The following is a 17,027-nucleotide window of genomic DNA, read 5'->3' as shown; positions in this document are numbered from 1 at the left end:
CCTTCAGATTTTATTTAATTAAGGCTGAAATGTCTTTTTAAACTCTAAGATAGCATCTGTAATTTTTTGTTTTAATGTATCATCAAGCTCTTTCTTTTCTCTGATTTCTTTTCTAAGGTCTTCTTTCTGGCTTCTTATAAAGCTCAGGAAGCCCTGTTCAAATGCTTTAATAGCAGAAACAGGTAAATCATCAAGATGTCCCTGAGTTCCTGCGAAAATGAGCATTATCTGATCTTCAACAGGCATTGGAACGTACTGGTCCTGTTTCAGAAGTTCCACCATTCTCTGTCCTCTTTCAAGTAATGCTCTTGTAGCTTTATCAAGATCTGCAGCAAACTGAGCAAATGCTGCAAGCTCTCTGTATTGTGCAAGGTCAAGCCTTAACATTCCTGCAACCTGTTTCATAGCTTTAATCTGTGCTGAACCACCAACACGGCTAACTGATAGTCCCACATTAATAGCAGGACGGACACCGGCATAGAAAAGCTCAGGTTCAAGATATATCTGACCATCTGTAATAGAAATAACGTTTGTTGGAATATATCCAGAAACGTCACCAGCCTGTGTTTCAATAACTGGAAGTGCTGTAAGAGAACCACCACCCTCTGCATCAGAGAGCTTAGCTGCTCTTTCAAGCAATCTGGAGTGGAGATAAAATACATCACCAGGATATGCTTCTCTTCCTGGTGGTCTTCTAAGAATCAATGAAATCTGCCTGTATGCATAAGCCTGCTTTGTAAGGTCATCATAACATACAAGTGCATGCATGCCTTTATCTCTAAAGTATTCACCCATTGCACAGCCAACATATGGGGCAATATACTGCATGGCAGCAGGTTCTGAGGCAGTGGCTGCAACAACAATTGTATGATCCATTGCACCATATTTTTTCAGAGTCTCAACAACCTGAACAACACTCTGACGTCTCTGCCCGCATGCAACATATATACATATACAATTTTGTCCCTTCTGATTAATGATTGTATCAAGCAGAATTGCTGTCTTACCAGTCTGACGGTCACCAATAACAAGCTCTCTCTGTCCTCTTCCTATTGGAATCATTGCATCTATTGCCTTAATACCTGTCTGCAAAGGCTCCTTAACAGGCTGTCTTTTAATAATTCCAGGTGCAATAACATCAACTTTTCTAAAGTGTTTTGCATTAATTGGACCTTTACCGTCAATTGGCATTCCAACTGCATTGACAACTCTTCCAATGAGCTCTTCTCCAACTGGTGTTTCCATAACCCTTCCAGTTCTTTTAACAATATCACCTTCTTTTATCAGTCTGTCATCACCAAACAGAATTGCACCTACATTGTCTTCTTCAAGATTGAGAGCCATTCCGTAAACACCATTTGGTAGCTCAAGCATTTCGGAAGCCATGCAGTTATCCAATCCGTAAATTCTTGCAACACCGTCACCAACAGAAGTAACAATTCCGATTTCGCTGACATCAGCCTTCTTCTCAAAGTCAGCAATCTGCTTTTTAAGGTACTCACTAATTTCTTCCATCTTAAGTTCCATAGTTTTTCACCCCTTTATAAGCTTATCTCTTAAAAGACCTAACTGGCCTTTTATGCTCAAGTCATACATGGTACTACCCACTTTAACCCTGACTCCACCAAGCAGTGAAGGGTCAATCTCATATTGCAATTCAATATCTCTGCCAGTAATTGCTCTGAGAGATTCAACAATCTTTTGCTTGATACTTTCAGGAAGCTCCACAGCAGATGTAACCACGCCTTTAACCTTTTTCTTGGCTTCCAGATAAAGTGCATTGATATATTTTACAATTTCTCCCAATCCAACAAGCACCCCTTCAATACTGAGGAAAGTGAGAAATTTCTTTGCTTCTTCAGGAAGTGCCAATTTCTCACAGAGATAGTTAATCACTCCAGCTCTTTCTTGCTCATTAAATGAGGGAGATGCAAGCATGTTTCTGAACTGCTTTTCTTTCTGCATAAGCAGAGCCATTGTTTCTAATTTGCCTGCAATTTCAGGAACCTGGTCAAGATTAACCAGGCTTAAAAATTGTTTTGCATATTTTTTTGCCTTAGCTCCTCTTACCTTTCTCAATTTTTCCGCCCCTCTATTATTTTTATTGATTCCTGAAGAAGCTTTTCTTGCTCTTCAGGTGTAATTTTCTCTTTTAATTTTTGTTCACTGAGCTGAATTGCAAGCTCCGCTGCCTCAAGTCTTAGTGCATCCTTTGCCATCTTAACTTCAAATTCAATATTTGTTTTAGCCTGTTCAAGAATTTTTTCCTTTAATTTATCACTTTCCTCTATAATCTTTAATTTTTCCTGCTCTCCAATTTTTTTGGCTGTATCCAAAATATCCTGAACTTCTTTATCCTTTAATTTAAGTTTTTCCTCTACTTCCTGAAGAGCTTTCTTAGCAAGCTCTTTGGCTTCCTGTGATTCTTTTATACTCTTCTCAATTAATTCTCTTCTCTGAGCAAAAAACTTTTTAAGGGGCTTACCTAAGAATTTAACAAGAAGAAAGACAAGTATGGCAAAATTAATGAACTGATAAATCCAGCTTTTTGAACTCCCTCCAGCATGCTCTGCCCCTGCTGCCATTGCTGATGAAGCAAATATAACTATCATTAGTATTGAAATTATTGATTTTTTCATATTCCCTCCAATCAAACCTTTATCAGTTTATTCACAATCTCTTCAGAAAGTCTTTCAACTTCCTGCCTGAGCGCTGCTCTTATTCTTTCTGTTTCTGCTTTAATTTCTGCTCTTGCTTTTTCAATCATCTGAACAGCTTCTTTTTCAGCATTAGAGACAACTTCTCTCTGATAAGAAAGCCCTTCCTCTCTTAAAGCATTGATAATACTTTTTGCCTGAGCCTTTGCCTGAGCCAGATCTGCATTCATCTGAGCAATGGCTTTTTCCTTCTTTTCATTCATCAGTTGAGCTTCTTCCAGAGCACCTTTAATTGTCTGTTCTCTCTGCCTGAAAAGCTCCATCATTGGCTTAAAGAGAATAGCATTAAGAATAAACATCAATACAAAAAATTGAATCATTAAGACAAAAAACCAATTGTTGAACTCTAACATACCCCACCTTCTTTCTGTTAGATTTTTGCAGCTAAAAAAAACAACTGCAAAAAAGAATACCATAGAAAGTCTATTTTGTCAAGAAATTGTTAATTTTAAATTTTTATGGATTTCTTAAAATTTACTTATAAATCTCTGTGAATCACCACAGGATTAAGAGAAAGGCTTTTTATATACTCAGCTATTTCTTCTGCTAAAACCACTGACCTGTGCCTGCCTCCAGTACATCCAATTGCTATTGTTATATAAGCTCTTCCTTCTTTTTTATACCCTGAAACCGCAAAATTCAAAAAGTTCTTGATATACTTCAAAAATTCAATTGTTTCCTTCTGTTTCAATACAAAATCTCTTACTGGTTTATCTTTGCCGCTTAACTCTGTTAAAGAAGGCACAAAATAAGGATTGGGCAGGAATCTTGCGTCAAAAACAAGATCAGCATTCATAGGGACACCCTTTTTATAGCCAAAAGAAATAACAATTACTGAAGGCAGTATTTCTTCTGCTGCATAAATTGAACGAATTAAAGACTTCAACTGATGAGGATTAAATCGTGATGTATCAATTATTCTTTCAGAAAAGCTTCTGAGAGGATAAAGCATAGCTCTTTCCTTTTTGATTGCCTCAATTAAATCGCTGACATAACCTGAAAGGGGATGAGGTCTTCTTGTTTCTTTATATCTTAAAAGAATTGCCTCATCATCAGCTTCAAGAAACAAAACTTCTGTTTTATATGATTTTTTTATTTTTTTAATAAGTTTTATCGCTTCTTCAAAAAATTGTTGAACTCTAATGTCAATTCCTATTGCAATATTTCTAAAAGTTGTGTGCTTCTGAAGCAACTTTAAAAACTCCAGTATAACCGGAGGTGGAAGATTATCTACGCAAAAAAATCCTATATCTTCCAGCGTTCTAAGAGTTACGGTTTTACCTGCGCCAGAAAGTCCTGTTACTATTACTATAAATTTTTCAGAATTCAACTTATCTGGCTGGCTCAATTAAGCCAAAATTGCCATCTTTTCTTCTGTACACCACATTGACATCTCCAGTAAATGAGTTAAGGAAAATAAAGAAATCTTTATCTAAAAGTTCCATCTGGTCAACTGCTTCCTCTGGAGACATCGGTCTTAAATCAAATTTTTTATATTTAACAATTCTCTTTACCTGTTCTATTTCTTGAGGAGCTGTAGTAGGATATTTAACTGCTTCTTTTTTATTTTTATTTTGAATCTTCTCTTTATACTTCAAAACCTGTTTTTCAAGCTTCTCCACGACCTGATCCACTGCTGAATAAAGGTCTTCTGTTTTGCCTTCAGCCTGTATTAAATGCCCATTTACTTTTAACAAAACATCTATTTTGTGAGTAAACTTTTCTGTGCTTATTGTTACTATTGCCTCTGAAGCATCATTTAAAAACCTTTCAAATTTACTCACTCTTTTCTCAATATACTGTTTTAATGCTTCTGTGACATCAATGTTTTTCCCTCTGATTGTTATCTTCATGCTTGCTCCTCCCTAATAATTTTTTAGTTTTCTCAAAGATTTTGGTGGAATTTTAAGCTCTTCTCTATATTTTGCAACAGTTCTTCTGGCAATATCTATACCCTGTTTTTTTAACATATCTGAAATTTCCTGATCAGAAAGAGGATTTGCTGGATTTTCCTCGTTTATAATTTTTTGAATTAGCTCCTTTACAAAAGTAGTGGAAACACTTCCATGATTGGATGGCAAGGCATTGCTGAAAAAAAATCGGAAATTAAATACACCATGTTCACAGGCAAGATACTTATTTGAGGTTACCCTGCTTATTGTGCTTTCATGAAGTCCGAGATCACTCGCTACATCCTTCAAATTGAGGGGTTTTAAATAGCTAACACCTTTATCAAAAAACTCTCTCTGAAATTTGATCAGACTTTCAGTTACTCTGTAAATTGTTCTATTTCTCTGCTCTATGCTTCTTAAAAGCTCTATAGCATTTTTAAATTTTTCTTTCAGATATTTCTTTTCATCAGAAGATAAATCTTTTTCTGTAAAAAGCTCCCTGTAAAGTTTGCTTAACCTTAGCTTTGGAATTCCTTCGTCATTCAATATAATCTGATATTCACCTTCAACTTTGTTTACATAAACATCAGGAACTGGAATGTTCACCTGTGCTTTAGAAAAATTTCTACCGGGTCTTGGTTCAAGTTTCTCTATGATTTTTACTGCTTTAATGACTTCATCAATAGAGACATTAAATTTCTTCGCTATGGTTTCATATTTCTTCTTTCTTATATCTTCAAGATGCTCTTCAACAACAAACTGAACAAGAGTATTTCCAAGATCAAGTGCTTTTATCTGCAAGATTAAACATTCTTTAATATCCCTTGCGCCAACTCCTGGAGGATCAAATTCCTGAACAAGTTCAATTGCTTTCTTTACAGTCTCAATATTTGTATCTGCAATTTTTGCTATTTCTTCCTCTGTTGCCTTAAGATATCCGTCTTCATCAATGTTACCAATAATTATCTCTGCCACTGCTCTTATTTCATCTGAAGCCTTGCTTAATCTTAGTTGCCACAGGAGATATTCCCAGAGGTCAGAGGTCGTTGAATAAAAAAGTTCAAAGGAAGGCTTTTCCTCTATGCCTGGGGTAAAATAGCCAAGATCTCTACCATCATCAGCTCTTTCAGCAAAATATTCATCTATCATTATCTTTTCTAATTTATCAACTGCTATGGGTTCTTCAATTTCTTCTGAAATTTCTTTTTCATGATTGTTTTCAGTCTCTTCATCTATTTCAAGCATAGGATTTTCCATTAACTGAAGTTCAATAAACTGACTGAGTTCAAGCTGTGGTAACTGTAAAAGCTTTAGCTGAAGCTGAAGCTGCGGTGTAAGTGCCAGTTTCTGCGTAAGCCTTAACTCAGTTTTCTGTTCAAGTACCATTATAGTTTAAACTCCTCCCCTAAATAAGCTTCTCTTACCACTGGATCATTAATCAAAGTATCTGGGCCACCCTCGGCAAGCAATTTACCGCTGTGTATAATAAATGCTCTATCAGTTATAGAAAGAGTCTCTCTCACATTATGGTCTGTTATTATTACTCCAATTCCTCTGTCTTTTAAATGCTTTATTGTTTTTTTTAGTTCAACCACAGCAAGAGGATCTATACCTGCAAATGGTTCATCAAAAAGCATAAAAATAGGTTTTAATGCAATTGCCCTTGCAATCTCAGCTCTTCTACGTTCACCACCTGAAAGTTTGTATCCTTCTCTGTCTGCAAACTCTGTTAAATTAAATTCTTTAAGAATTTCATTAACCTCTTCGTCAATTCTTGATAAAGCATTTTTATCATCGTCGTATTTAATTTCAAGAACAGCCTTCAGATTCTCTCTAACTGTTAACTTTCTAAATATAGAAGGTTCTTGAGGAAGGTATCCCAATCCAAGTCTTGCTCTTTCATAAATTGGCATTGATGAAATGTTCTTATCATCAAGAAAGATACTGCCACTGTCAGGCTTTATTATTCCTGTTATCATGTAAAATGTGGTTGTTTTCCCGGCACCATTAGGACCAAGTAAACCAACAACCTCTCCGCTTTCTACTTTAAAGCTGATACTCTTAACAGCTTCCTTTTTACCAAAGCTTTTTTTTAAATTTTCAACCTTAAGAGTGCTCATTTTCCTGATTTTTTCTCTTTTAAATAAACCTTACTTTTTTCCACAACTGATCTGTCATCTTTCATGAAATATGTTATCTTTTCACCTGTTACAAGATTTTTACCCTCTGTTGCTCTTGGCTCTCCAGTAAATATTACTCTTTCTTCTGGCTCAGGAAGATATGTTGCCTTATGGGAGGTAATAACTCTGTCTGCCTTTACAAGCTTTACATCTCCTATTGCCTCTATCATTTTTATATTCCCACCTTTTTGCTCATCTTCATAATAAACAATCATTTTATTTGCATACAATGTAACCTCTCCTCTTTTAGCAACAACATTTCCCTCAAAAGTAGCTGTTTTTGTTTTACTATCATTTATAAGCGTTTTTGAGGTTATTATTATAGGCTCTGGCATTTCCTTTTTGTCCTGAGCCAAAACTGGATTAATAAAAAGAAACAAAGCTACTAAAAATATAAAACTACTTCTTAGAATAGACAATTGCTTTCACCCCTTTCTTTAATTCTATCAAATTCTCACTGGCTTTGCCAGAGTTGCCTTCTATAATAAACCTGTTTCCTTCAATCTTAAGTGGATTATCGGAATAAAGAGTTTTATCCTTCGCACTCCAGTAAGCCTCTGTGCCATAAATTTTATAGTCCTTTGAAAATCCTTCTATTCCTTCACTTAAAATAAGGTCGCCGGATTCAATCCAGTAAAATCCCTTTCTGGCTTTTACAGTAAGATTTTTTTCAGGGAAAAACATTGTAAGCTCCCGTAAATCCATTAACTTCCCATCATCACTCATTAAAGCTTCTTTTGAAAAAAGTTGTAGTTTCAACTGCCCATCTTTTTTCTGAATAAACTGAGCATCTCTAAAAAAAGAACCTTCCATTGAAACCTTTACCTTAATAGGATGCTCTTTGTCCAGATAATTAAACACTACAAACAAAATCACCACAAAAAATATACTCGAAAAAATCAAAATCAGTTTTTTCATCTCTGTTTAAATATACCATAAAAAACCTTTCCCGTGCGATTAAGGAAAACTTTTGACTTGTAAGAGCAATTTAGTTTAAACTTTAAAATGCATTTTATAAAAAATGGAATAGTGATATTTTTTCTGCTGTGTTTAATTTATGCAAAACCTTGTTATGCAGAAGTTGACTATTTTAAAAATTTTAAAGAAACTCTTTTATCCTACTTCCCTATAATTACTGGTAAAGTTGTAAAACTGGAAGAAAACAAACTCTCTCTTGATAAAGGCTTTAAAGATGGAATAAGAAAAGGACAGAGAGTGGTTATTTTTGAAGAGACTGTTCCTTTAATTCATCCTGTAACAAGACAGGTTATAGGTAAATCAGAAAAAATAGTTGGTTTAGCTGAAGTTATAAGCGTTGAAGAAAACTCTTCTGTGGCTGAGGTTTTAGAAGGAAATATTTCCTCCAGCGAACCACTTTTATTCAAAATACCGAAATCAAAAATTAAAATTTTATATGCTCAAGGAGATACTGAATGGGCAGTCGGTGAAGGCTATTACAGGGAACTGAAAGATACTGAGAGATTTGAACTTATTGATGCTCCTGTAAATGTAACAGATATAGAAAAAGTTTTAAAACAGTCTGGGAACGCTGATGTCTTACTCTTCCTTAAACAATCAAAACAGAATGGAAACCTGAAGATTTCTCAAGAGCTTTACTGGATAAAGGATAAAAAACTTTTTTCACACTCAGAAATTGAACTCAATCAAGTAGCTTTGAGTGAGTTAAGAAAGAAATATGCCTCATTAATAGTCCCTGAAGGGCACACACTTCTTTCCTTCAGACTTTCAAGAAGCATTAACAGGGTAGCTGTTGGCAATTTTGACGGAACAAGTCAAAATCAAATTTTAATTGCCTCAGACAGTGAAATAAGCCTCTACACCATAGATGTTGACCTGAAACTCAAGAGTAACTATTCAATTCCAGTAGGTGGTGATATTCTCTGGTTTGATACAGGTGATATTGACAGAGACAGCAAAGACGAGATAGTAATAACAATAAAGAAGGATGAAAGAGTTATTTCACTAATAATTAAGTGGGTTAGCGATGGTTTCAATGAAATTGCCAGACTTAATGATGTATTTTTAAGAATCTATGATGGAAAATTAATTGCTCAGAAGTATTCTCCTTCCTCTGGTTTTGATGGAGAGATTTTTTATATAACAGCTCAACAGTCAAGGTATCAGTCTCAGGGTGTGTTTAAACTTCCAGTTAAAGCAAATATCTATGATTTTTATCTTTTCGGCAATATTATGTTTAAATGGGAAGATGATGGCTCTCTCGCAGTATACAACAAAAAAGGTGTTTCTCTCTGGCGCTCACAGCAACCTCTTGGATACGGGCTACAGTATGAAAAACAAACTGGAATTGCCATGTTAAGCCTCGGAAAATGGAAAGTTCAAAGCAGAATAAAACCTTTAAGTAATGGAGTAATAGTTATAGAGAAAAAACCTCTTTTAGGGCTTGTAAATGTTTCAACTTTGGGATACAAAAGCTCTACATTACATCTTCTTCAATGGACAGGAATCGGGATTGAAGATACATCCGTTACAGAAGAGATGTCAGGAGAAATACTTGACTATGCTGTTTCATCAGATAAATTGTTTGTTCTTGTCAAGCCTCCTTTTGGCTTCAATCCAAAGAGGCTTCTTCAGGGAGAGAATCCTTTTGAGACAATTCTACATATACTTTCCTTCAAATATTAAAAATGGGCAGATTTATAAAGCATGTTGGAATAATAATGGATGGAAATGGAAGATGGGCACAGATGAGAGGACTGCCTCGTTATGAAGGACATAAAAGAGGAGTTGAAAAAGTAAAAGAAATTATCCGTGCTGCTATAAGATTGAATATTGATATTGTTACTTTTTATGCCTTTTCAATAGAAAACTGGCAAAGACCCAAAAAAGAAGTTGAAATAATTATGGAGTTATTACAAAATCATCTAAAAAAAGAAACTCAATTGTTTCTTTCCCAGGGAGTCAGGTTCAAAATGATAGGGAATCGTCAGATGATGCCTTCAGATGTCCTTAAAATAATTGAGGAAACAGAGCAAATAACAGGACAGTGTAGTACTCTTACTGCACAGTTTGCCATAAGTTATGGCGGAAGGGATGAAATTTTAAGAGCAGTAAAAAAAATAATTGAACATCAAATCAAACCTGATGAACTCAGTGAAAGCTTATTCTCATCTATGCTTGACACAGCCGGGTCTCCAGAGCCTGATCTTATAATAAGAACTTCAGGTGAACAAAGACTTAGCAATTTTTTAATATGGCAGTCTGCCTATTCAGAGTTTTACTTTACACAAACCCTCTGGCCAGATTTCACTGAAGAGGAGTTTACAGAAGCAATTCTTGATTTTAAAAAAAGACAGAGGAGATTTGGAAAAGTAAGTGAATTTGCAGGGTCATAAAAAAAGAATTCTTGTTGCATTAATAACGCTTCCTCTTTTACTTTTATTGATTGTAAAGCTACCGCCCTACTTCTTTTTAGCATTCCTTACAGCAGTTTGTGCTACAGGAATGTGGGAATTTTTAAAAATGTATAAGACTCATGGTTTCTGGATTGGTTTTGGAATTTTCTGTTCTGTGATCATTTTTTTACTTAACTGTGTTTATCCCCAGTTTGCACTGAATTATTATGCTACAGCCTTTGCAGTAATAACTATCATTCGTTTAATATCAAAAAAAGAGCCTCAGTATGCGCTCTCTGAAATCTCTCCTGTTATGATTGGACTTCTTTATATTCCTTCGTTACTCGTTTTTCACTGGTTCTTAAGAGAGCATGGATGGCAATGGATTATATATTTGTATGCTGTTGTATGGTCAGCAGACTCTTTTGCCTATTACATTGGAAAGGGATTCGGGAAAAAGAAGCTTTATCCAGAGGTAAGCCCCAAAAAAACATGGGCTGGTGCTTATGGTTCTATAGTAGGTGGAATAATTGCTTCTTTATTATTTGGAAATTTTTTACTGTCAAAGCCTTTTGTCAAGCTTTTAATAGCAGGTTTTTTAATTGGCTTTATCAGCATATTTGGTGATCTTGTTGAATCAATGTTTAAAAGAGATGCTCAGGTAAAGGATTCAAGCTTTCTTTTTCCAGAACATGGTGGAGTTCTTGATAAAATAGATAGTATGCTTTTTGCTGGAGTTTTACTTTATTTTTTTATGAGGCTTATGTAGGAGAATGCATTGAAAAAAGTTGTAATACTTGGTAGCACAGGCTCTATAGGTAAAAATGCTCTTCAGGTAATAAGGCAATTTCCTGAAAAATTTAAGGTACTGGGACTTGCTGTAAAAAGCAGCATTAACCTTCTTAAAGAGCAGATTGAAGAGTTTAAACCAGAGTATGTAGCAGTCTATGATAAAAAAGCCTGTGAAAAGTTAAAGAAAGAAATACAATCATTAAATATACTCTGCGGAACTGAAGGAGTATGCGAGATTGCAGGACTTAAAGAAGCAGACATTGTTCTTTCAGCCATTGTTGGTGCAGAAGGTCTTCTACCCACATTTGAAGCAGTAAAGGCTGGCAAAGTAGTAGCACTCGCAAATAAGGAGAGCCTTGTAATGGCTGGTGACTTAATAAAAAAACAAGCTAACCACAGCGGAGCTCAGATAATTCCTGTTGATAGCGAACACAGTGCTGTTTTTCAGTGCATTAATGGATGCAATAAACCTTATATAAGAAAAATATGGCTTACTGCCTCTGGAGGACCTTTTAGAGGGAAAAAAACCAGTGAAATAGAAAATGTAACTCCTCAGGAAGCACTAAATCATCCAAAATGGAAGATGGGGAAGAGAATTACCATAGATTCAGCAACCCTTATGAATAAAGGATTTGAGGTTATTGAAGCACATTTTCTCTTTGACATACCTGTTGAAAACATTGCAGTATTGATTCATCCTCAAAGTATTGTGCATTGCCTTGTTGAATTTATTGACGGAACCTATCTCGCCCAGATAAGCAACCCTGATATGAAAGCACCTATTGCACTGGCACTATCCCTTCCAGAGAGGCTTCCAGATATAATTTCTCCAATAGACTGGAAAGCCTTACGAGAGCTTAACTTTGAATTACCTGATACAGAGGTTTTCCCATGCCTCAGTCTTGCTTATGAAGCAGTCAGGATTGGAGGCAGTATGCCAGTGGTTTTAAATGCAGCTGATGAGATTGCTGTTGATGCTTTTCTTTCAGGAAAGTTAAAATTTAATGAGATACCCAAATTGATTAAAAAAGTTATGGATGCCCACAGGGTTTTTAATCCTGACAGTATAGAAGAAATCCTTGAAGTTGATAGCTGGGCAAGAAAAAAAGCATTGAAGGAGATAAAAAAATGAATTTTATTTATGCAATAATTCTTTTTGGTTTTTTAATATTCATTCATGAATTTGGACATTTTTTAGCTGCTAAGATAAGCGGAGTAAGAGTGCTTAAATTTTCAATTGGTTTCGGACCAAAAGTGATAGGAAAAAAAATTGGAGAAACAGAATATCTACTGAGTGCTGTTCCTCTTGGTGGATATGTAAAGATGTATGGGGAAGAACCAACAGATGAAGTAATTGATGAAACGCGATCTTTCAAGCACCAGCCAGTTTATAAAAAGATTTTCATTGTTTTTGCAGGTCCTTTTTTTAATATTCTTGGTGCAGTCATTCTTTTTTGGATTGTATTTGTTCACGGAGTTCCTGTAATTAAACCAGTAATAGGAGAAGTTATGAAAAATTCACCTGCCTACATGGCAGGATTAAAGACTGGCGATAAAATTGTAGAGATTGAAGGGCAAAAAATCTCAAACTGGTTTGATATGGCTCAGTTCATCCAGCAGAATCCAAATAAAAATCTCAATTTCAAAATTGAAAGAAACGGTGAAATCATTCAACTTCAGATAACGCCTCAGGAAAAGGAAGTTAAAAATATTTTTGGAGAAAAAGTTTTTGTTGGGCAAATCGGAATAAAACCAGATGAAAAGGCAGTCTTTATCAAAAAAGAAAATCCTCTTTCTGCTCTTAAAATATCTATCCAAAGGTGTTATGAAATTGTAGAGCTTACTTATCTTACTATCGTAAAAATCTTTCAAAGAGTTGTTTCAACAGAGGTCATAGGAGGTCCTATCCTCATATTTCAGGCTGCAGGTAAAACTGCTGAGCAGGGCATGGTAAGTTTTTTAAGCTTTGCAGCAATAATTAGCATAAATCTTGGAGTGCTCAATCTCTTGCCAATTCCAGTACTTGATGGTGGGCATATTTTATTTTTCTTAATTGAAGCAGTAAGAAGAAAACCTGTAAGTGAAAAATTCATTGCAGTTTCCCAAAAAATTGGAATAGCACTTTTAGTTGCCTTGATGATGCTTGCTTTTTACAATGACATTCTGAGACTTTTACATCCAGGGAAGATGTTCCGATGAAAAGACTATTTTCAGCTGGAGGAGTTGTTTACAAATTTGAAAACGATGATTTAAAAATACTCCTGATTTCAACAAAGGAAGGCAAAATATGGGCTTTACCAAAGGGATTGATAGAAAAAGGAGAGAGTCCTCATGAAACTGCATTAAGAGAAATAAAAGAAGAAACAGGCATAAGTGGTAAGATAGTTGATGAAATTGGAGAAACTTCTTACTGGTTTGTCATGGATGGGAAAAAATACTTTAAAACCGTAAAATATTTTCTTGTAAAATACACAGGCGGACAGATAATGCCTCAGTGGGAAATCAACTCCGCAGAGTGGTTCAGTCCTGAAGAAGCAATGAAAAAAATTACATATAAAACTGACAAAGAAATCTTGAAAAAAGCAATAGAGAAAATCTATGAGCAAAATACTAAATCCTGAAAAACTTAAAAAAGAAATAGACAAATTAAAAAAAGAAGGGAAAAAAATTGTTTTTACAAATGGTTGCTTTGACATAATCCATGTTGGGCATATAAGATATCTTAAAGAAGCAAAAAAAATGGGAGATATTCTTATTATTGCCTTAAACACTGATAAATCCGTGGGAAGAATTAAACCCTCAAGACCAATTAATCCAGAAAATGAAAGAGCAGAAGTGATTGCATCTCTTCAGATGGTTGATTTTGTCACTTTTTTTGATGAAGATACTCCATACAATCTTATTAAATATCTTCAACCTGATGTTATTGTTAAAGGCGGAGATTGGAAGGTAGAACATATTGTAGGCGCAGACATTGTAAAAGAAGTTTACAGCCTTCCGTATTTTGAGGGAGTCTCTACAACTGAAATAATAAATAGAATTCTGAATAAATATAAAACTCAACAGTCACAGCCTCCAGCTGAAATCATTGAAAAAGCAAAAAAATTAAAATTTCTCATACTTGATGTTGATGGAGTTTTAACTCGTGGAGACATAATACTTGATGAAGAAAACAACGAGTTTAAAATCTTTAATGTAAGAGATGGCCATGGGCTTGTTATGCTTCATAAAGCAGGTGTAAATATTGCAGTAATTACTGGCAGGCATTCAAAGGCACTACAACGAAGAATGAAAGAGCTCGGAATTACAGAAATTTATCAAGGAACAAGGGAAAAATTAAAAATTTTCAATGAAATAGTTAAAACATATGAATTAAAAAAAGAAGAAATAGCAGCGATGGGTGATGATATAATTGATTTATCCATGCTTACAAGAGCAGGGCTTTCCTTTGCACCAGAAGATGCTCATGAAGAGGTCAAAAAAAGAGTTGATTATATAACTTTAAACAAAGCTGGAAAAGGTGCTGTGCGGGAAATCTGTGATATAATCTTAAAAGCAAAGGGACTTTGGGATAAATTCATAGATGAGTACTCAAATTTTTAATCTTCCAACAACATTAACGATTATACGCATACTTATTATCCCGATTTTTATAATAGAAACACCAACAAATCCGCAATTGGGTGCTGTACTGTTTTTTATTGCTTCTTTAACAGATTTTCTTGATGGATATCTGGCAAGAAAATTTCGTCAGATAACAAAATTAGGAATTATATTAGACCCTATTGCTGACAAACTTCTTGTAATATCTGCCTTAATTATCCTTGTTGACATAGCAAGAGTTCCTGCATGGATAGCCACTGTTATTGTTTTAAGAGAATTTATAATCACCACAATGCGTTTTTATGCTTTATCTCGTGGAGTTGTTATTCCTGCTGAAACTGCTGGTAAGGCAAAAACCGTACTTCAGATGATATCAATTTTACTACTTCTCATTGCAGAGGAAATATACGGAGTTGACCTTTACGATATAGGACTTATTTTAATATACATTGCTACATTTGTAGCTGTATTTTCTGGAATTAAATATATTTTCCACTTCTGGAGGAGCATAAAATGAGCGCACTTTTATGTATAATTGCCTTCTTGTTTGGCTCTATTCCATGGGGTTATCTTATTGGTAAAGCAAAAGGAATTGATCTGAGAAAAACTGGAAGTGGAAATATTGGTGCAACAAATGTAATGAGAGTCATTGGCAAAAAACAGGCATTAATTACTTTATTGCTTGATATATCAAAAGGTTTTATACCTGTCTTAATTTTTAAAATAGCCATCACTTCAGATCCTGTTTTGCTTGGGATGGCAGGTATCTCAGCTGTACTTGGACACTGTTTTACGCCTTTTCTTAAGTTTAAAGGAGGCAAAGGAGTTGCTACATCTATCGGAGTTTTATTAGCCTATATGCCTTTAGCCGGGTTTATTACAGTTTTTATCTGGATAATTACTGTTAAAATTAGCAAAATCTCTTCTCTTGGAGCACTTGTCTGCTTTGCTTTGCTTCCCTTGAATGTAATCATTATAAACTATCCCAAGGAGTTTTTGATTTTTGCATGGCTCTTTACAATTCTCATTTATTCAAGACATATTTCAAATATAAAGAGGTTGATTAAAGGAACTGAACCAAGAATCGGAGAAAACAAATGAAAGCTGTTGTGCTTTTAAGCGGAGGAATTGATTCATCTACCACACTTGCCATAGCAAAAAATGAAGGATTTGAATGTTATGCGATTTCCTTTGATTATGCTCAAAGACATCGAATAGAGCTTGATTTTGCTAAAAAGGTGGCAAAACATATAGGAGTAAAAGAGCATTTAATCATTTCCTTTGATTTAAGAAAAATCGGAGGTTCAGCTTTAACATCAGAGATAGATGTGCCAGCAGGAACACAGGAAGGAATTCCTGTCACCTATGTTCCGGCCCGTAATACTATATTTCTGAGTTTTGCCCTCGCATGGGCAGAAGTTTTAAATGCACCATTCATTTTTATAGGTGCTAATGTTGTTGATTATTCTGGATATCCTGATTGTAGACCCGAATATCTTCAAGCTTTTGAACGCATGGCAAATCTTGCAACAAAAATCTCAGTAGAAGGCAAATTGCAGTTTAAAATTCATGCTCCTCTTCTTTATCTTACAAAAGCAGAAATAATTAAAAAAGGAATTGAACTCGGGCTTGATTATTCTCTTACATGGAGTTGCTATGATCCACAGGGTGATCCTCCAAAACCATGTCTTAAATGCCCAAGCTGTTTGTTTAGATTAAAAGCCTTTGAAGAAGCTGGTATAAAAGATCCTTTGCTTAAATGATTACACTCACAATACATACAAATGTAATAAAAAAAATAATTCTAAGCGCAATCAAGGCAAACAAAGGTAAATACAGCTATGAAGAATTGGTAATTGATGGTTTAAAAATTCTTGATATGATAAGAAATGTAGGTTGTAAAATCACCATTACAGGTAAAGAAAACCTCAAAAATTTAAAATCTCCATGTGTTTTTATAGCAAATCACATGAGCACCCTTGAAACACTGGTTCTTCCCGGTGTAATTGGGAAAGAATTCAGAGTAACTTTTGTAGTGAAGAAATCTTTGCTTAACTATCCCTTTTTTGGAAAGATTTTGTCTGCTCTGAATCCAATTCCTGTTACAAGAAAAAATCCCAGAGAAGACTATAAAGTAGTCATAACTGAAGGATTAAAAAGGCTTCAGGAAGGAATATCTGTAATCGTCTTTCCTCAAGCAACCCGTGAGATTATTTTTGACCCAATAAAGTTCAACACTCTTGGAATAAAGCTTGCAAAAAAAGCTCACGTTCCCGCTGTGCCTATAGCTTTAAGAACAGATGCATGGGGAATAGGCAAAATTTTTAAAGACTTTGGTAAAATTGATCCTTCAAAACCTGTGTGTTTTTTCATCGGTAGTCCCCTTTATGTTGAAAATAAAGGACTTAAGGAGCATATGCAGGTCATTCAATTTATAGAAAACTCTCTTAAAAAATGTTATAATTGATC

21 protein-coding genes are annotated in these 17,027 nt (G+C 34.9%); 11 read left to right on the top strand and 10 right to left on the bottom strand.

Going from position 1 to position 17,027, the window contains the following annotated elements; all coding sequences use genetic code 11:
• Window positions 1–18: 18 nt before the first annotated feature.
• The 10 genes from atpA to lptC all read right to left on the bottom strand — a co-directional run bounded on the left by atpA (window position 19) and on the right by lptC (window position 7,707).
• Complete coding sequence (atpA, locus tag V4D31_RS01185; RefSeq protein WP_353686421.1) at window positions 19–1,527, bottom strand: F0F1 ATP synthase subunit alpha; 1,509 nt, start codon at window positions 1,525–1,527, stop codon at window positions 19–21.
• Between the two features lie 6 nt (window positions 1,528–1,533).
• Window positions 1,534–2,079 carry an ATP synthase F1 subunit delta gene (gene atpH / locus V4D31_RS01180; RefSeq protein WP_353686420.1) on the bottom strand — a complete coding sequence of 182 codons (546 nt, stop codon included), beginning with the start codon at window positions 2,077–2,079 and terminating at the stop codon, window positions 1,534–1,536.
• Window positions 2,076–2,639: a F0F1 ATP synthase subunit B gene (gene atpF / locus V4D31_RS01175; protein WP_353686419.1), complete on the bottom strand. Its 564-nt coding sequence runs from the start codon at window positions 2,637–2,639 to the stop codon at window positions 2,076–2,078. The genes atpH and atpF (V4D31_RS01175) overlap by 4 nt, the downstream gene beginning before the upstream one ends.
• Before the next feature lie 11 nt (window positions 2,640–2,650).
• The gene (gene atpF, locus V4D31_RS01170; RefSeq protein ID WP_353686418.1) at window positions 2,651–3,070 is read right to left on the bottom strand and encodes a F0F1 ATP synthase subunit B; all 420 of its coding nucleotides are present in this window, start codon (window positions 3,068–3,070) and stop codon (window positions 2,651–2,653) included.
• Between the two features lie 125 nt (window positions 3,071–3,195).
• On the bottom strand, window positions 3,196–4,065 hold the full coding sequence (gene rapZ, locus V4D31_RS01165; protein WP_353686417.1) for an RNase adapter RapZ: 870 nt from the start codon (window positions 4,063–4,065) through the stop codon (window positions 3,196–3,198).
• A complete protein-coding gene (raiA, locus tag V4D31_RS01160; RefSeq protein ID WP_353686416.1) occupies window positions 4,049–4,570 on the bottom strand; it encodes a ribosome-associated translation inhibitor RaiA in 522 nt (173 codons plus the stop codon). The genes rapZ and raiA overlap by 17 nt, the downstream gene beginning before the upstream one ends.
• 12 nt (window positions 4,571–4,582) lie before the next feature.
• Complete coding sequence (gene rpoN / locus V4D31_RS01155; RefSeq protein WP_353686415.1) at window positions 4,583–5,995, bottom strand: RNA polymerase factor sigma-54; 1,413 nt, start codon at window positions 5,993–5,995, stop codon at window positions 4,583–4,585.
• Window positions 5,995–6,729, bottom strand: a complete 735-nt coding sequence (lptB, locus tag V4D31_RS01150) for an LPS export ABC transporter ATP-binding protein (RefSeq protein WP_353686414.1) — start codon at window positions 6,727–6,729, stop codon at window positions 5,995–5,997. The genes rpoN and lptB overlap by 1 nt, the downstream gene beginning before the upstream one ends.
• Window positions 6,726–7,208, bottom strand: a complete 483-nt coding sequence (locus V4D31_RS01145) for an LptA/OstA family protein (protein WP_353686413.1) — start codon at window positions 7,206–7,208, stop codon at window positions 6,726–6,728. Before V4D31_RS01145 ends, lptB begins: the two co-directional genes overlap by 4 nt.
• Window positions 7,189–7,707, bottom strand: coding sequence for an LPS export ABC transporter periplasmic protein LptC (lptC, locus tag V4D31_RS01140; RefSeq protein ID WP_353686412.1), 519 nt, complete (start codon window positions 7,705–7,707; stop codon window positions 7,189–7,191). Before lptC ends, V4D31_RS01145 begins: the two co-directional genes overlap by 20 nt.
• Before the next feature lie 87 nt (window positions 7,708–7,794).
• Here lptC and V4D31_RS01135 point away from each other — a divergent pair, with 87 nt between their 5' ends.
• The 11 genes from V4D31_RS01135 to V4D31_RS01085 are packed head-to-tail and all read left to right on the top strand — an operon-like array spanning window position 7,795 to window position 17,025.
• Window positions 7,795–9,453, top strand: coding sequence for a VCBS repeat-containing protein (locus tag V4D31_RS01135; RefSeq protein WP_353686411.1), 1,659 nt, complete (start codon window positions 7,795–7,797; stop codon window positions 9,451–9,453).
• Window positions 9,454–9,455: 2 nt separating this feature from the next.
• Window positions 9,456–10,163, top strand: a complete 708-nt coding sequence (locus V4D31_RS01130) for an isoprenyl transferase (RefSeq protein WP_353686410.1) — start codon at window positions 9,456–9,458, stop codon at window positions 10,161–10,163.
• Entirely contained in the window at window positions 10,144–10,932 is a 789-nt protein-coding gene (locus V4D31_RS01125; protein ID WP_353686409.1) for a phosphatidate cytidylyltransferase, read from the top strand. The genes V4D31_RS01130 and V4D31_RS01125 overlap by 20 nt, the downstream gene beginning before the upstream one ends.
• Before the next feature lie 9 nt (window positions 10,933–10,941).
• Complete coding sequence (locus V4D31_RS01120) at window positions 10,942–12,087, top strand: 1-deoxy-D-xylulose-5-phosphate reductoisomerase (protein ID WP_353686408.1); 1,146 nt, start codon at window positions 10,942–10,944, stop codon at window positions 12,085–12,087.
• Window positions 12,084–13,154 carry an RIP metalloprotease RseP gene (gene rseP / locus V4D31_RS01115; RefSeq protein WP_353686407.1) on the top strand — a complete coding sequence of 357 codons (1,071 nt, stop codon included), beginning with the start codon at window positions 12,084–12,086 and terminating at the stop codon, window positions 13,152–13,154. Before V4D31_RS01120 ends, rseP begins: the two co-directional genes overlap by 4 nt.
• Window positions 13,151–13,576 carry an NUDIX hydrolase gene (locus V4D31_RS01110; RefSeq protein WP_353686406.1) on the top strand — a complete coding sequence of 142 codons (426 nt, stop codon included), beginning with the start codon at window positions 13,151–13,153 and terminating at the stop codon, window positions 13,574–13,576. The genes rseP and V4D31_RS01110 overlap by 4 nt, the downstream gene beginning before the upstream one ends.
• Window positions 13,554–14,558, top strand: a complete 1,005-nt coding sequence (gene rfaE2 / locus V4D31_RS01105; RefSeq protein ID WP_353686405.1) for a D-glycero-beta-D-manno-heptose 1-phosphate adenylyltransferase — start codon at window positions 13,554–13,556, stop codon at window positions 14,556–14,558. The genes V4D31_RS01110 and rfaE2 overlap by 23 nt, the downstream gene beginning before the upstream one ends.
• Window positions 14,539–15,075 carry a CDP-diacylglycerol--glycerol-3-phosphate 3-phosphatidyltransferase gene (gene pgsA / locus V4D31_RS01100; protein WP_353686404.1) on the top strand — a complete coding sequence of 179 codons (537 nt, stop codon included), beginning with the start codon at window positions 14,539–14,541 and terminating at the stop codon, window positions 15,073–15,075. Before rfaE2 ends, pgsA begins: the two co-directional genes overlap by 20 nt.
• Complete coding sequence (plsY, locus tag V4D31_RS01095; RefSeq protein ID WP_353686403.1) at window positions 15,072–15,659, top strand: glycerol-3-phosphate 1-O-acyltransferase PlsY; 588 nt, start codon at window positions 15,072–15,074, stop codon at window positions 15,657–15,659. The genes pgsA and plsY overlap by 4 nt, the downstream gene beginning before the upstream one ends.
• Entirely contained in the window at window positions 15,656–16,321 is a 666-nt protein-coding gene (queC, locus tag V4D31_RS01090; protein ID WP_353686402.1) for a 7-cyano-7-deazaguanine synthase QueC, read from the top strand. The genes plsY and queC overlap by 4 nt, the downstream gene beginning before the upstream one ends.
• Window positions 16,318–17,025, top strand: a complete 708-nt coding sequence (locus V4D31_RS01085; RefSeq protein ID WP_353686401.1) for a lysophospholipid acyltransferase family protein — start codon at window positions 16,318–16,320, stop codon at window positions 17,023–17,025. Before queC ends, V4D31_RS01085 begins: the two co-directional genes overlap by 4 nt.
• Window positions 17,026–17,027 lie beyond the last annotated feature (2 nt).

This window comes from Thermodesulfovibrio sp. 3462-1, assembly GCF_040451425.1.
Lineage (GTDB): Bacteria > Nitrospirota > Thermodesulfovibrionia > Thermodesulfovibrionales > Thermodesulfovibrionaceae > Thermodesulfovibrio > Thermodesulfovibrio obliviosus.
This window is presented reverse-complemented; position numbering and strand designations above follow the sequence as displayed.

Coding starts and splice junctions, on each gene's coding strand:
- atpA (WP_353686421.1), bottom strand. CDS start 1,527: ATGGAACTTAAGATGGAAGAAATTAGTGAGTACCTTAAAAAGCAGATT.
- atpF (WP_353686419.1), bottom strand. CDS start 2,639: ATGAAAAAATCAATAATTTCAATACTAATGATAGTTATATTTGCTTCA.
- atpF (WP_353686418.1), bottom strand. CDS start 3,070: ATGTTAGAGTTCAACAATTGGTTTTTTGTCTTAATGATTCAATTTTTT.
- raiA (WP_353686416.1), bottom strand. CDS start 4,570: ATGAAGATAACAATCAGAGGGAAAAACATTGATGTCACAGAAGCATTA.
- rpoN (WP_353686415.1), bottom strand. CDS start 5,995: ATGGTACTTGAACAGAAAACTGAGTTAAGGCTTACGCAGAAACTGGCA.
- lptB (WP_353686414.1), bottom strand. CDS start 6,729: ATGAGCACTCTTAAGGTTGAAAATTTAAAAAAAAGCTTTGGTAAAAAG.
- lptC (WP_353686412.1), bottom strand. CDS start 7,707: ATGAAAAAACTGATTTTGATTTTTTCGAGTATATTTTTTGTGGTGATT.
- V4D31_RS01135 (WP_353686411.1), top strand. CDS start 7,795: ATGCATTTTATAAAAAATGGAATAGTGATATTTTTTCTGCTGTGTTTA.
- V4D31_RS01130 (WP_353686410.1), top strand. CDS start 9,456: ATGGGCAGATTTATAAAGCATGTTGGAATAATAATGGATGGAAATGGA.
- rseP (WP_353686407.1), top strand. CDS start 12,084: ATGAATTTTATTTATGCAATAATTCTTTTTGGTTTTTTAATATTCATT.
- V4D31_RS01110 (WP_353686406.1), top strand. CDS start 13,151: ATGAAAAGACTATTTTCAGCTGGAGGAGTTGTTTACAAATTTGAAAAC.
- rfaE2 (WP_353686405.1), top strand. CDS start 13,554: ATGAGCAAAATACTAAATCCTGAAAAACTTAAAAAAGAAATAGACAAA.
- pgsA (WP_353686404.1), top strand. CDS start 14,539: ATGAGTACTCAAATTTTTAATCTTCCAACAACATTAACGATTATACGC.
- plsY (WP_353686403.1), top strand. CDS start 15,072: ATGAGCGCACTTTTATGTATAATTGCCTTCTTGTTTGGCTCTATTCCA.
- queC (WP_353686402.1), top strand. CDS start 15,656: ATGAAAGCTGTTGTGCTTTTAAGCGGAGGAATTGATTCATCTACCACA.
- V4D31_RS01085 (WP_353686401.1), top strand. CDS start 16,318: ATGATTACACTCACAATACATACAAATGTAATAAAAAAAATAATTCTA.